The following is a 12,188-nucleotide window of genomic DNA, read 5'->3' as shown; positions in this document are numbered from 1 at the left end:
CCGTTGCCCCGTCCGCCATCTCGTACTCCCGAAGTCGACCGAAGAAAGTAGCCAACGCCCATTACTGCAAAGGTAGTTGGCATGATGTCAGGCAACTTCGGTGCGATGCGTCCGCCTCAGGTCCGGGGCATGTCCACCCTGGGTCCCATCTTCCCGCCTGTGGAACTCCACCTCAGGTCGAAGGCCGCCCCGACGGATCCCTGAGGCCTCGGCCGATCGGGCGACCAGCGACGTGGGACGTCAAGAAGGTGCCTCGCCGGTCGGGGATACCGCGAAGAAGTCGGGCCGGCCTCCTCCGGGCCCCGTGAAGCCGCCCTCGCCGCGTGCGCGCAGCCAATCCGTCCGAATCGATCAGTCGGCGACGACCCCCGTGTTCTGGCAGGCGGTCAACAGCCAGCGGCCGTCGTCCTGCTTGGTCATCACGTACAGCGGGGCGCCCTCGCTCTCGTCGTCCGGAGACAGGTATCGCTGACGAACCTTGACCGCCGCGACGTCGGAGCGGATGAAGAGCACGTGGACCACCTCGTAGCTGACCTCGCCGTCCCAGTTGGCCGCGGGCAGCACCTCGCGGGTGAACTTCGAGATCGCGTCGAGGCCGATGAGAACCTTGCCGTGGGCCGTCGTCCAGATCGCGTCGGGGTGGAAGAGGGCGAGGAATTCGTCGGGGTCCTTGTGCTGCTGGGAGTGTTCGACGGTGGCAACGACCTGCTTGACGGCTTCGATGTCGGCGGCATACGCCGTGGATTCCGTGTTCATGTGGACCATGGTGCTACCTCAAGCATGGTTGAGATCAAGAGAGCCGTCGCGCCGAGATGGAGTGGACCCGGCTCCGCCTCGCCGCAGGGGCCGATCGATCCTCTCGCGGCGCTGGTGCTGGTGAACGAGAAGGGCCCTGGCGGCGGTGCGGACGGCGACTACATTCTGACGGAACGTCAGTTCGACCGCGCCAAGCAGTTCATGTCCGTGATGAACGGCACCGACCAGCTCACGTTCCAGAACCTCCTGTCCGGCGCGAAGGCACCGGGCTGCGGCCCGGTCCGGACTTCGTCATCAGCCTCTGCCCCACGGACCCGCCCGCCTCAGGCTGCGGCTCCGAGTTCGACCTGACCTTCAGCGCCCTGGCGCCCGGAACCACCACACTGACGTGGTTGTTCGGCGAGGGAGGTTGCAGCGCCGGCGTACCGAAGTACGAGGGGGACCGGTGCGACATCTCCAAGAGCATCCAGGTCACCGTCCGCTGAACATCACGAGGAACCTCGATAGCCCTGGCCTCGGGGCTTCCCTTCTGGAAGGTGCTCGGCTTCCAGCGTAGGCGATCAGGGTCGGGTCGGGGGCGCCGGGGGCGTCGGGACCGGGCTTCCCCTCCCTCGGGTGGCCGCACTGCGCGATGAACGTCCTCCGCAGCCTCCAGCACCTGAGATGCACCATCCCGCCGCAGGCCGACGCCGGCTGGGCGGGCGACGCTGGCCTGCCGGCCGAGCCGGCGTCCGGTTGACGGTCAGCCGAGCGGGTGGCCCGGCAGGCCGCCCGCCGCGCTGACCAGGACTGGAAGGCCCAGCCTCGTAGCAGGGAGGAGACCGGTCCCGGCACGGCGTTGCCCGCACCGGGGCCGGACTCCTACCGTCGAAGCATCGACCGGCGGTGACGCCGAGTCCGACGATTCCCACCCCGTCGACGAGCCGATGCTCGGTCACACACCGGAGGTATGTCATGGGCGCGCAGACTTTGGACCGGAAGGTCGCCGTCATCACCGGCGCCTCGCAGGGCATCGGCGCGGGCCTGGTCGACGGTTACCGCAAGCTCGGCTACGCCGTGGTCGCCACCTCGCGCACGATCGCCCCCGCCGACGACGCGGGCGTGCTCACCGTCCAGGGCGACATCGCCGACCCGGCCACCGCGGAGCGGGTCATCGCCGCCGCCGTCGAGCGGTTCGGCCGCGTGGACACCCTGGTCAACAACGCCGGCGTGTTCGTCGCCAAGCCCTTCACCGACTACACCGCCGAGGACTACGCCACCGTCAGCGGGATCAACCTGACCGGCTTCTTCCGCCTCACCCAGCTGGCCGTCGGCCAGATGCTGGCCCAGGGCGGCGGACACATCGTCACCATCACCACCAGCCTGGTCGACAACGCCGACGCCAGGGTCCCCTCCGTGCTCGCCTCGCTGACCAAGGGCGGCCTGCAGTCCGCCACCAAGTCCCTCGCCATCGAGTACGCCACCCGCGGCATCCGTGCCAACGCGGTCTCGCCGGGCACCATCCGCACTCCGATGCACCCCGAGCAGACCCGCCAGTTCCTCGACGCCCTGCACCCGATGGGCCGGATGGGCGACATCGGCGACATCGTCGACGCGGTCCTCTACTTGGAGCGGGCGCCGTTCGTGACCGGCGAGATCCTGCACGTGGACGGTGGCATGAGCGCCGGCCACTGACCGCACCGACTCCGAAGGGGACCACCGACATGAACGTCGACACGACCGACGAGACCGTCCTGCGCGAGGTGCTCGACCGCTGGAAGGAGGGGGTCGACCGGCACCAGCCCGAACGGGTGGCAGCACTCTTCACCGAGGACGCGGTCTTCCAGGGCCTGCACCCGTACAGCGTCGGACGGCCGGGGGTGGCCGCGTACTACGCCGCGCAGCCCCTCGGCCTGACCGCCGCCTACCGGATCCTGACGACCAGCCGCCCGGCCCCCGACCTGGTCCTCGGATACCTCTCGGTGGACTTCTCGTTCACCGACCGCCCGACCCTGAGCGTCTACCTCGGCGTCCTGCTGAAGCGGAGCACGGACGGCTGGGCGATCGCGCACTACCAGGTCTCGCTGCTGCCGGACGAGAGTGGCGAACGGCGCTGAGCCGGCCTCAGCGCCGCCGGTGCGGGTCCCCGGCGGGCAGCCACGCCTCGGCCCCGCGCAGCCCGAGGCCCGCCGCGTCGACGCCCTCGCACAGGGCGTCGACCACGGCGAGCACGGCCGGGCGGACCTCGTCGGCCCGCCGGACCACCGACCAGGTCCAGTACGGCTGCGGCCCCGCCAACGGGCGCTGGACCAGATCGGGCGGCAAAGAAGCCCCCTGCCCCTTGGGGGAGTTGACGACCGGCCGGCCCAGGCGGCGGACGTGGTCGAAGAACGCCGGGCCGGTGACGCCGCCGTCGGACACGTGCTCCGCGAGGCTACCGGTGTCGCGGGCCAGCTCCTCGGCGTAGACGTTCCAGGACTCCCAGGACGTGACGTCGTCGTCGAGCAGCACCGCGGTCTCCCGCGCGCGGACCGGGCCGGTCGCCGGCCCCGCGGACACCGCGTACAGGCGGTCGGCGCCGCCGAGCCGGGCCACCAGGCCGAGCCGTTCCAGGTCCTCATCCCGGACCCAGCACACCGCCACGTCCAGGCTGCCGTCGGCGACCCGGGCCGCCTGGGCGTGCGAGGGCGCCACCCAGGCGTCGACCAGCACCCGGGCCACGGCGGAGGTCCGCGGGCCGAGGTCGGGCGGCAGCCAGTTGACGTAGCCCAGCCGTACCGGGTCCGAGCCGGACAGCCGCCCCGCCCGGCGCCGCAGGTCGTCGGCCCGGTCCAGCAGCGCCCGCACGTGCGGGAGCAGCGCCGTGCCGGCCGGAGTGAGCACGACCGAGCGCCGGTCGCGGTCGAACAGTCGCACCCCGAGATCGCGTTCGAGCGCCTTGATCTGCTGGGACAGCGACGGGCCTGCGATCAGCAGGCTTGCGGCGGCCCGGCCGAAGTTCAGCTCCTCGGCGACCGCGACGAAGTACCGCAGTTGGCGCAGCTCCACACCGCTCATGCTAGGGGCGCTGGGAGACTGCACCTATCAGCAGTGAGGACGCCGGTCGTGGCATCCGGTCCGGCGGCCGACGCACGATGACGACACGGCGGCGCACCCGCACACCGGCGGAGCGCCCGCGACATCCACCACGCACCGGCCGCTCGCCGGGCGTGCCCGAACGGAGTCCGACATGAGCCAGTCCCCGAACGAGTCCATGACCGGAGCCACGCCCGCCCCCCTGCACGAGTTCCTGGTCGAGATCACCACCACCGTGCCCGAGGGCACCCCCGCGGAGGAGGTCGACCGCCGCCGAGCCGCCGAGGCGGTGCGCGCCCGCGAACTGGCGGCCACCGGTCATCTCGCCCGGCTGTGGCGCCCGGTCGGCGAGCTGCGCAGCATCGGCGTCTGGCGGGCCGCCGACGAGGACGAGCTCCACGAGAAGGTGCTCGGCACCCTCCCGCTGCGGCCGTGGATGACCGTCACCGTGACCGCCTTGGAGTCCCACCCCAACGACCCGGCCCGGTCGTGACGGCCATGACGGACCTCGCGGACGCGCAGGCCTCGGCGAAGGGCGCGGCGCACCGCCTGTACCTCGGTACGGAGCGGACGGCGCGGCACGGCCTACCTGCCCGACGAACTCGGATAAGGAATGGCGCATGCATTCGATGATCGAGGCGCCGTACCGGGACACCGAAGAGCTGCTTGGCCTGGGCGAGCATACGGAGCTTGAGGAGATCGTCGGCGTACTGGGCGCGTAGGGGCAGGAGGCGTGCGAGTCGGGTCTCACGGTCCCGCAGGACGGCGGCGGCCAGGCGTGCGGTCGTGGCGGCCTGGTGGTGCTCACGGCGCAGTCGTCCTGCGAGGTCGGTGGCAGCTTGGGCTTGCCGGTCCAGCGCCAACAGCGAGGCCCTGGCCCGCTACCGCGAGATGGGTGAGGTCTGGGCCGAGTGGAACTGTTCGCCCGAGCCCGGCGACGGGGACGACTTCGCTCCGGTGGCGGCCACCCCCTGATCGCCGCACCATCTGATGGAGTGCCCCGGCCGACCTCCGGGGCACTCCGCCTCACCGAGGCCCGGACGGAACCGGAACGGTTGCTTTCGGCCAGATGTGACAGGCGCATGTACAGGCGTTCACGCCTTCGACATGCTGACGGCTCACCCTCTTCGAACCACCGACAGGAGCCACGTCATGCGTCGTCGTCGCCTCGCAGCCATCGGCACCGGAGCCGCCCTCCTCGTGGGCGCCGGAGTGATGACCGCCCCCGCCGCCTCGGCCTACTCCTACTGCACCACCACCCAGGGCGCCAACTGGGGCTCCGTCAGCTGCCAGACCACCGCCCCCAAGAACCACTGGCAGCTCGTGCTGGTCTGTGAGAACAACACCGTCAAGGGCATCAGGCAGACCATCTACGGATCCTGGCACCAGGGCGACGGCTCCGACACCCTCTACTGCTCCAACGGCTACGGCGTCGCCCTCGTGAACGTCAACAACGACAACTGACACCGGTTCGGGCTCCGTGAGGCGTCATACCCGGGTATCCAACAGCGAGTTGGCTCCCCGGTATGACGGCCGAGGCTCGCCTCCGCCCGTACCGTCGCCCGTGTTGAAGGCGAGACGGAACCGGACGAGGGGGAACGGCGATGAGCAGGCGAGGACGGGCCGTGGCGGCGCTACTGCTGGCAATGGCGACGGCGACGGCGACGTTGGGTGTGGTCGGCGCACCGGGCGCGGTGGCGGCGCCGGGGCGGGGCACCGAGCGGCAGGCCAGGGCCTGGCTGCCGCAGCCCACCGGGCCGTACCCGGTCGGTACGACGTCCCTGCAGCTCACGGACGACCGCCGGGACGACCCCTGGAAGCCCGGGCAGCACCGCAAGCTGATGATCAGCTTCTGGTACCCGACCACCCGGCCCGCCACCGGCGACGACCGCGCGCCGTACATGGTCCCCGCCGCCGCCGACCACTTCGGCAGCGCCGGGAGCGTCGGCCAGAGCGACTACGTCTTCGAGCCCGGCCGCACCGACTGGGCGGGCATCCGCACCCACGCCCGCACCGACGCGCCCGCCCTGACCGGCGGCGAACGGCCCGTCGTGCTGTACTCGGCGGGCTTCGGCGACCCGCGCACCTGGGGCACCGGCCTGGTGGAGGACCTCGCCTCACGCGGCTACACCGTCGTCACCGTCGACCACACCTACGACGCCTCCGAGGTCGCCTTCCCCGACGGGGACCTCGCCACCTCCGTCCTCCCCGCGCTGTGGGCCCAACCCGGCCTCGACGCAGGCGCCCTCCTGCGCAAGATGCTGCAGTCCCGGGTCGACGACACCCGCTTCGTCCTGGACCAGCTCGCCGGGCTGCGCCACGACAAGCGGCTGCCGGCCGGCCTCGCCGCCTCCCTCGACCTCGACCGGATCGGCATGGTCGGCCACTCCGGGGGCGGCTCCACGGCCCTGCAGACCATGCACGACGATCCGCGCCTCAAGGTCGGCGTCAATCTCGACGGCCAGCTGCACTTCCCCGGCCCGGACGGTCGCACCGGCGTCTTCCTGCCCAGCGTCGCCGAGGACGGCCTGACCCGGCCCTTCCTGCTCATGGGCACCCAGGACCCCGAATCCGGCAGCTACCACCGCCAGCCCGGCTGGGACGCCCTGTGGCAGCACAGCACCGGCTGGCACGCCGACGTCACCCTCACCGACTCCCGCCACGGCTCCTACACCGACGCGCAGTCCCTGCTGCCCCAGCTCGCCCGCCAGGGCGCGATCAGCGCGGAGCAACTGACCGACGACGTCGGCGACATCCGCCCGGACCGCGCGGTGTCGGCCACCCGCTCGTACGTCGCGTCGTTCTTCGACCGCTGGCTGCGCGGCCACGACGACCACCTCCTGGACGGCCCGTCACCGAGCTTCCCCGAGATGGTCTACGAGCGGTAGTGCGCAACCGGAGCCGCGTGTGACACGCGTGACGGGGCGTGCATCCTGCCGAGAAGGGCGGGCTCCGGCGTCGACCACCGCCATGTCGTACTGCTCCTACCACGACACGTCACGACCGCCGCGATCGCACGTCATCGCGCGCGACAAACCCGGCGACGTCGGCGGTCATCCCCTGGATACTGGTCGCCCATGGATGAGATCGAAGTCGTCGTCGCCCATTCCGAGCGCGCGACCCTGCGCGTCGGCGATGTGTTCCTGAAGGTGGACGTCGATCAGGCGCGCATCGACGTCGAGGTCGAGGCGATGTCCCTCGCGCCGGTCCCGACCCCGAAGGTCCTGTGGCGCAAGCCGCCCGTGCTCGCGATCGCCGCGCTCCCGGGGGCGACGCTCGGGCGCCTCGGAGGGCCGTCGACCGGGTCACCGGCGGCGTGGGCCGCGGCGGGCGCCGCCATCCGGAAGCTGCACGACGCGCCGCTGCCGCCCTGGCCCGGCCGGGCCGGCCGGAGCATCGTCGCGCTGGCGGCGGAACTCGACGACGAGTGCGAGGTGCTCGTGACGAACGGCGTCCTGCCCGCCGACCTGGTCACCCGCAACCGCCAGGTCGCCGAGGCCGCGCTCCGGCCGTGGACTCCGGCGTTCACGCACGGCGACCTCCAGATCGCGCACGTCTTCGTCGACGGCGGCGACGTCACCGGCATCATCGACTGGTCCGAGGCGGGCCAAGGTGATGCCCTGTACGACCTCGCCACCTTCACGCTCGGACACGAGGAGCACCTCGACGACGTCATCGCCGGCTACGGCACCGACATCGACATCGACCTCGACGTGATCCACGCGTGGTGGTCGTTGCGAAGCCTGCTGGCGGTTCGCTGGCTGATCGAGCACGGTTTCGACCCCTTCGCGCCGGGCTGTGAGGTCGACGTGCTGAGATCCCGGATGTGAGGCTGCGCGGGCCCGACTGCCGTGAGTCGTTCAACCCGTCGGCTGACCCCACCACCTGGTTGACTCTCGCCCACCGGCGGACGGAACGGAACGGGTCCTCGGCGGCTCACTCGGCCCTGCACACGTCGGGAGGAAGGAGGCGACCTGCGAAGAACACGGCTACCCGCGACGACGCCCACCGCACGGGGTGTCGCGACAGGGACCGCCTACGAAACGTCGGCTCCGTCGGCGTTCGGCCGGAGGCCCGTGGCGGATCGATGGCCGTTGTGCTGCACCGCCAGGTCGCGCAGGGCGTGGATGAACGTCGTGACGTGGGGCCGGTCGCCGCGGCTGATGGCGGCGACGCCGATGTGCCGGCTCGGCGCCGGCGACTTGATGGGGACGGTGCGCAAACCGGGGATCTCGGGGGCGAGCGCGATGGAGGAGATCAGTGAGATTCCCGCACCTGCGGCGACCAGTGAGCGGGCGAAGAAGTAGTCGGTGGTGGTCCCGCGAATTTCCGGATCAAAGCCGGCGCGCTCGGCGTAACGGCGCAGGTACGCCTCGGTCTTGAGGCATCCGAGCACCCAGGGTTCGGCTGCCAGCTCGGTGAGGTCGAGCGCGGCGCGGTCGGCGAGTCGGTGCCCTGGCGGCAGGACGACGTGCAGGGGGTCTTCCAGCAGCGGTGTCCACTCCAGGGCGGGGCCCGGGCCGGCGGGTAGCGGGCCGTCGAAGCCGTCACCCACAGTCTGAGGAGCACGAAGCCGCCATGCAGCACCGCACCATCGCCCACACCACCGTCAGTGCCATCGGTCTCGGCGCCATGCCGTTGTCCATCGAGCACCGCCCGGACGAGACGCAGGCCATCGCCACCGTCCACGCCGCCCTCGATGCCGGCGTCACGCGGCCCGCGGCCGTCCCAGCCGGCGCCCGCCGACCGCTACCGTCGACCGTGCAGCCACACATGAACGGAGTGAACTGATGATGAGTCCACAGGCGGAACCGGCTCCGGAGCCACCGGAGCAGCCGATCACCGTGAGCGTCACCGTCTCCGGGTTGAAGGCGCAGATCCTGCGGGATCTGGCCGCCGTGCTCGGCCGCACCCCGGAGGAGCTGGCAATCGAGCACGCCGCCGGCATCCGGCCGATCCCCACCGAGCCGCTGCCCCTGGTGGACTGGGCGCTGTTCGATGGCCCGCCGGACTTGGCCGCTGGCGCCGACGACTGGCTGCGCGAAGGCACCGGCCGGTGACCGGCACCGCCCCGCTGGGCGTAGCGGTCGCCGACACCTCGGTCCTGCTCGCCGCGTTCAACCGCAAGGACGACCTGCACACCCAGGGCGCCGACGCGCTCTCACTCACCCGGGTCCTGGTCGTCTCGCCGATGGTGATGACCGAGCTCGACCACCTCCTCACCCGCCGGGCCGGGGAAGCCGAGGCCATCAACGCCATCACCCGCATCGGCGCGCTCGCCGGGCAGGGATTCGTCGTCCTGCCACCGGCCGACCGGCGTCTGTACGCCGACGCCGAGCAACTGCTGCGCCAGTACCAGGGTCACGCCCTCGGCCTGGCCGACGTTGTTAACGCCGTGCTCGCCTGGCGGCTTCAGCGCCCGGCGATTCTCTCCTTCGACCACCACTACCGTGACGTCCTCCTCCCGAAGAAGGGACCGGCGATCGAGGTGTTCCCGGACATGGCCGACCGCTGACCTGGGTGCGGCCCGCTGAGCCGCCGCGACCGGCGGCTCAGCGGCACCCCGATCGGCGATCTCGCCGCCGTCGCCGAGGTGATCACCACCTGCCGCCGCCTGCCCCTGCGCACCAGCCCCGAGGCGATTCCCACCCTCGCTGCGGCGATCGCCTCAGCTGTTCTCTGACTCGCCCACTCCCGGGGCGGTGTTCCTGGAGACGCTGACGAGCAGCCATTACCTGGAGCAGCAGGGCGAGCTGGACGGCTATGGTCTGGACATCGCCGTCACCCGCTGACGGCAGGCCCCCCCCGTTGCCCGTCCGGTCGGCGGGTTGGCGGGGGCTTGATCGTTGGGGCAGTCTTCGGGTGCGGTCGGTGTCTTCCGTTCCCCGGGCGAAGAACTACGGGCGGCAGGTGCCGGTGGCGGTCCGGGACCGGATCGCGTCCTGTCCGGGCTACGCCGGTGAGTCGCAAACCTTGGTGAAGCGTGTGGAGGAGCGGCTTTGACGCGGAATCAGGGGTACGGCGAGCTCTGATCAGGCCGGCGCAGCAAGTTCGAGATCCGGCGCGGCCGATCGCGGTCCCTGTTGGCGGTTCCTCGCGTCCGTCGTCTGGAGCGCTTCATGGGTCGTCCGGTGGTCGGGTGTCAGCTGCCCTGGGTCAGGTCGCGGCGGTTGAAGCCCCGGATCCCGATGGCGGCGAAGGACAGGCCGAGTCCCGCGAGCAGTGCGCAGTGGATCCACTGGATGCCGTTCTTGAGCGGTTCGCCGCCCAGGTACCAGTGGAACGGGGACCAGTACTGGATCCAGTGCAGGCCGTTGATCTGGGGGAGGAACGAGTCGCACAGGTAGGCGACGACGGTCACGTAGGCGCCGCCCGCGATCGCGTGCATGCGGCGGCCGGTGTACGCGCCGATCCCGAAGGCGATCGAGGCGAAGCAGCAGCCGAAGAGCACCAGTTGGAAGGTCATGGCGGCCAGGTTCGCCGTGCTGAGCGCGGAGAACCGCGCAGGCACCCGGATGGCGAGTTCCACGAGCAGCAGCACCAGGCCGACCAGCGCGATCGAGGTCAGGACCGCGAGCCAGCGCGATAGAGCCAGCGTGACCCGGTGAACCGGGTGCGCCATGACCAGGTCCAGTGTCCCGGCCTCCTCGTCGCCGGCGATCGCCCTGGTTCCGGCCGCGATGGCGAAGACGGCCAGCAGGATCGGCACGAGCAGCCCGAAGACCGTCGAGCCGAAGTAGCCGGCCGCGGTGCCGTAGTCCTCCATGTGGAAGGCGTCGCGCATGGACTTCGGGAACGAGTTGATCGCGGTGGCCAGGCCCGAGTCGCCGCCCATGACCGGCCACATCGAGGAGTACATGGCCGCGACCGCGGTGATCGACAGCACCCAGCCCAGGAATCCGCGGCGGTTGTCCGTCAGGTGCTTGCGCACGACTGCGATGTTCACGACGCGACGCCCTTCGATCCGATCCCGTTGGAGCCGTGCTCGTAGCAGGTGAAGAAGATCTCCTCCAGCTCCGGCTCCTGAGCCAGCAGACTGGTCACCTCGAACCGGGCCGCGGTCTTCAGCAGGGCATCCGGACTCCCGGTCAGGATCGCGTGCAGAACGCTCCCGCCGTCCGGCGCGTCCGTGACGGAGACGTTCTGCAACTGCGGCAGTGCCTCGAACGTCTCGGCACTCACCCTGTCGCGGAAGGCGATCTCGATCGTGCGGTGCGCCGACTGGCGCAGCTTCTCCACGTCCGCGACGGTGACCAGCTCGCCCTCGCGGATGATGCCGACCCGTCGGCAGGTCTGCTGTACCTCGCTCATCACGTGCGAGGACATGAAGACGGTCTGCCCGTTGGCGCCGGCCTCCTGCACCATCTCGACGAACCGCTGCTGCAGGAACGGGTCCAGACCGCTGGTCGGCTCGTCGAGCACCAGCAGCTCCGGGGTGTGCATGAACGCCTGCACGACGCCGACCTTCTGCCGGTTGCCCTTCGACAGGGCGCTGATCCGGCGGTTCAGGTCCAGGTCGAGGCGCTCCGCCAGTTCGTTGATCCGCGCGGCCGGGACGCCGCCGCGCAGGTCGCCCAGGTAGGTCAGTGCCTCGCGGCCGGTCTGTCGGCCGTCGATGCGGAAGTCCCCGGCGAGATAGCCGATCCGGCCCCGCGTCCTCGCGTTGTCGCGTGGATCGGCGCCCAGGACCCGTAGCGTCCCGGACGTCGGCCGGATGAGGTCGAGCAGCAGGCGGATCAGTGTCGTCTTCCCGGCACCGTTGGGGCCGAGGAAACCGAACACCTCCCCGCGCTGCACGGTGAGGTCGAGGCCTACCAGGGCGGCCTTGCCGGTCCGGGCGTTCCCGTACCGCTTGACCAGCCCTATCGCCTCGACGGCGGCGTCGGTCATCGCTCTGCCCTTCTGCCCGTGTCCGTCACAGACCGTTGTCCCCTCTGAACTCTTCGATGAGATCCGGCACGCACTCGGCGACATGCTGGACGGTGAAGACTCGGCTCCCGTCTGCGGTGCGAGGCTCGTCGCGGTGGCGCTTCCGGTCGTTCAGGCGGCAAGGAAGTCGCAGGCCAGCTGGTGCTGCACACCGAGCAAGCGGAGTACGCGGGCGGGTTGCGCGGGGATGTGCTGCAGGCGCAGCTGTTTGCCCTCGGTGCGGGACAGCCGGTCCAGGCGCAGGAAGAGGTTCACCCCGGAGCTGTCGCAGAACTGAAGGTCGCTGAGGTCGAGTGCCAGCGCCTGGCCGGCGCCGTGGAGGGAGCGGACCAGGCGCGGGGCGATCCGGGCGGCCGTGTCGAGGTCGAGTTCACCGCTGACGCGCACGGTCGCCGTCGTCCCGGCGCGGGCCGTGGCAAGGCCGATCGGCGCGGCGTGGGTGTCGGCGT

16 protein-coding genes and 2 pseudogenes are annotated in these 12,188 nt (G+C 71.0%); 12 read left to right on the top strand and 6 right to left on the bottom strand.

The features are described 5' to 3' along the window. Positions 1–351 precede the first annotated feature (351 nt). On the bottom strand, positions 352–765 hold the full coding sequence (locus J0670_RS14995) for an SgcJ/EcaC family oxidoreductase (RefSeq protein ID WP_374223106.1): 414 nt from the start codon (positions 763–765) through the stop codon (positions 352–354). Between the two features lie 15 nt (positions 766–780). Here J0670_RS14995 and J0670_RS14990 point away from each other — a divergent pair, with 15 nt between their 5' ends. From J0670_RS14990 to J0670_RS14980, 4 genes and pseudogenes are all read left to right on the top strand, one after another. Beyond that, on the top strand, positions 781–1,107 hold the full coding sequence (locus J0670_RS14990; RefSeq protein WP_207812059.1) for a hypothetical protein: 327 nt from the start codon (positions 781–783) through the stop codon (positions 1,105–1,107). Between the two features lie 262 nt (positions 1,108–1,369). Then, positions 1,370–1,468 (top strand): annotated as a pseudogene (locus J0670_RS40560) (flavodoxin family protein); the annotation flags it as partial. A 242-nt stretch (positions 1,469–1,710) separates the two neighbouring features. Next, positions 1,711–2,430 (top strand): SDR family NAD(P)-dependent oxidoreductase, encoded by a 720-nt coding sequence (locus tag J0670_RS14985; protein ID WP_207812058.1) that lies wholly within the window; start codon positions 1,711–1,713, stop codon positions 2,428–2,430. 29 nt (positions 2,431–2,459) lie between these two features. Next, positions 2,460–2,852 carry a nuclear transport factor 2 family protein gene (locus J0670_RS14980; RefSeq protein WP_207812057.1) on the top strand — a complete coding sequence of 131 codons (393 nt, stop codon included), beginning with the start codon at positions 2,460–2,462 and terminating at the stop codon, positions 2,850–2,852. 7 nt (positions 2,853–2,859) lie between these two features. Here J0670_RS14980 and J0670_RS14975 read toward each other — a convergent pair whose 3' ends face one another. Continuing rightward, on the bottom strand, positions 2,860–3,792 hold the full coding sequence (locus J0670_RS14975) for a LysR family transcriptional regulator (protein WP_207812056.1): 933 nt from the start codon (positions 3,790–3,792) through the stop codon (positions 2,860–2,862). A 220-nt stretch (positions 3,793–4,012) separates the two neighbouring features. Here J0670_RS14975 and J0670_RS14970 point away from each other — a divergent pair, with 220 nt between their 5' ends. The 5 genes from J0670_RS14970 (at position 4,013) to J0670_RS14950 (ending at position 7,640) form a co-directional block, all read left to right on the top strand. Continuing rightward, positions 4,013–4,303: a muconolactone Delta-isomerase family protein gene (locus tag J0670_RS14970; protein WP_207812061.1), complete on the top strand. Its 291-nt coding sequence runs from the start codon at positions 4,013–4,015 to the stop codon at positions 4,301–4,303. A gap of 338 nt (positions 4,304–4,641) precedes the next feature. Then, a complete protein-coding gene (locus J0670_RS14965) occupies positions 4,642–4,785 on the top strand; it encodes a hypothetical protein (RefSeq protein WP_207812055.1) in 144 nt (47 codons plus the stop codon). Between the two features lie 177 nt (positions 4,786–4,962). Then, positions 4,963–5,274, top strand: a complete 312-nt coding sequence (locus tag J0670_RS14960; RefSeq protein ID WP_207812054.1) for a hypothetical protein — start codon at positions 4,963–4,965, stop codon at positions 5,272–5,274. Positions 5,275–5,414: 140 nt separating this feature from the next. After that, positions 5,415–6,698 carry an esterase gene (locus J0670_RS14955; protein WP_207812053.1) on the top strand — a complete coding sequence of 428 codons (1,284 nt, stop codon included), beginning with the start codon at positions 5,415–5,417 and terminating at the stop codon, positions 6,696–6,698. Positions 6,699–6,887: 189 nt separating this feature from the next. After that, on the top strand, positions 6,888–7,640 hold the full coding sequence (locus tag J0670_RS14950; protein ID WP_207812052.1) for a phosphotransferase family protein: 753 nt from the start codon (positions 6,888–6,890) through the stop codon (positions 7,638–7,640). A 206-nt stretch (positions 7,641–7,846) separates the two neighbouring features. Here J0670_RS14950 and J0670_RS14945 read toward each other — a convergent pair whose 3' ends face one another. Then, positions 7,847–8,365 (bottom strand): LysR substrate-binding domain-containing protein, encoded by a 519-nt coding sequence (locus J0670_RS14945; RefSeq protein ID WP_207812051.1) that lies wholly within the window; start codon positions 8,363–8,365, stop codon positions 7,847–7,849. A gap of 23 nt (positions 8,366–8,388) precedes the next feature. Here J0670_RS14945 and J0670_RS14940 point away from each other — a divergent pair. From J0670_RS14940 to J0670_RS14930, 3 genes and pseudogenes are all read left to right on the top strand, one after another. Continuing rightward, positions 8,389–8,523 (top strand): annotated as a pseudogene (locus tag J0670_RS14940) (aldo/keto reductase); the annotation flags it as partial. 131 nt (positions 8,524–8,654) lie between these two features. Beyond that, positions 8,655–8,870, top strand: coding sequence for a hypothetical protein (locus J0670_RS14935; RefSeq protein WP_207812050.1), 216 nt, complete (start codon positions 8,655–8,657; stop codon positions 8,868–8,870). Beyond that, positions 8,867–9,325 (top strand): type II toxin-antitoxin system VapC family toxin, encoded by a 459-nt coding sequence (locus J0670_RS14930; RefSeq protein WP_207812049.1) that lies wholly within the window; start codon positions 8,867–8,869, stop codon positions 9,323–9,325. Before J0670_RS14935 ends, J0670_RS14930 begins: the two co-directional genes overlap by 4 nt. 627 nt (positions 9,326–9,952) lie before the next feature. Here the strand turns inward: J0670_RS14930 and J0670_RS14925 are convergent. From J0670_RS14925 to J0670_RS14915, 3 genes are all read right to left on the bottom strand, one after another. Then, a complete protein-coding gene (locus tag J0670_RS14925) occupies positions 9,953–10,756 on the bottom strand; it encodes an ABC transporter permease subunit (protein ID WP_207812048.1) in 804 nt (267 codons plus the stop codon). After that, positions 10,753–11,700, bottom strand: a complete 948-nt coding sequence (locus tag J0670_RS14920) for an ABC transporter ATP-binding protein (protein WP_207812047.1) — start codon at positions 11,698–11,700, stop codon at positions 10,753–10,755. Before J0670_RS14920 ends, J0670_RS14925 begins: the two co-directional genes overlap by 4 nt. A 150-nt stretch (positions 11,701–11,850) precedes the next feature. Then, a partial coding sequence (locus J0670_RS14915; protein ID WP_207812046.1) for an STAS domain-containing protein occupies positions 11,851–12,188 on the bottom strand: 338 nt, incomplete at its 5' end.

Source organism: Streptomyces sp. FH025 (assembly GCF_017427025.1).
Taxonomy (GTDB): Bacteria; Actinomycetota; Actinomycetes; order Streptomycetales; family Streptomycetaceae; genus Kitasatospora.
The sequence above is the reverse complement of the archived record's forward strand: the minus strand, read 5'-3'. Positions and strand labels throughout refer to the sequence as shown.

Excerpts from the sequence above, each read along its gene's own strand:
- J0670_RS14995 (WP_374223106.1), bottom strand. The coding sequence starts at position 765 with ATGGTCCACATGAACACGGAATCCACGGCGTATGCCGCCGACATCGAA.
- J0670_RS14990 (WP_207812059.1), top strand. The coding sequence starts at position 781 with ATGGTTGAGATCAAGAGAGCCGTCGCGCCGAGATGGAGTGGACCCGGC.
- J0670_RS14985 (WP_207812058.1), top strand. The coding sequence starts at position 1,711 with ATGGGCGCGCAGACTTTGGACCGGAAGGTCGCCGTCATCACCGGCGCC.
- J0670_RS14980 (WP_207812057.1), top strand. The coding sequence starts at position 2,460 with ATGAACGTCGACACGACCGACGAGACCGTCCTGCGCGAGGTGCTCGAC.
- J0670_RS14975 (WP_207812056.1), bottom strand. The coding sequence starts at position 3,792 with ATGAGCGGTGTGGAGCTGCGCCAACTGCGGTACTTCGTCGCGGTCGCC.
- J0670_RS14960 (WP_207812054.1), top strand. The coding sequence starts at position 4,963 with ATGCGTCGTCGTCGCCTCGCAGCCATCGGCACCGGAGCCGCCCTCCTC.
- J0670_RS14955 (WP_207812053.1), top strand. The coding sequence starts at position 5,415 with ATGAGCAGGCGAGGACGGGCCGTGGCGGCGCTACTGCTGGCAATGGCG.
- J0670_RS14950 (WP_207812052.1), top strand. The coding sequence starts at position 6,888 with ATGGATGAGATCGAAGTCGTCGTCGCCCATTCCGAGCGCGCGACCCTG.
- J0670_RS14920 (WP_207812047.1), bottom strand. The coding sequence starts at position 11,700 with ATGACCGACGCCGCCGTCGAGGCGATAGGGCTGGTCAAGCGGTACGGG.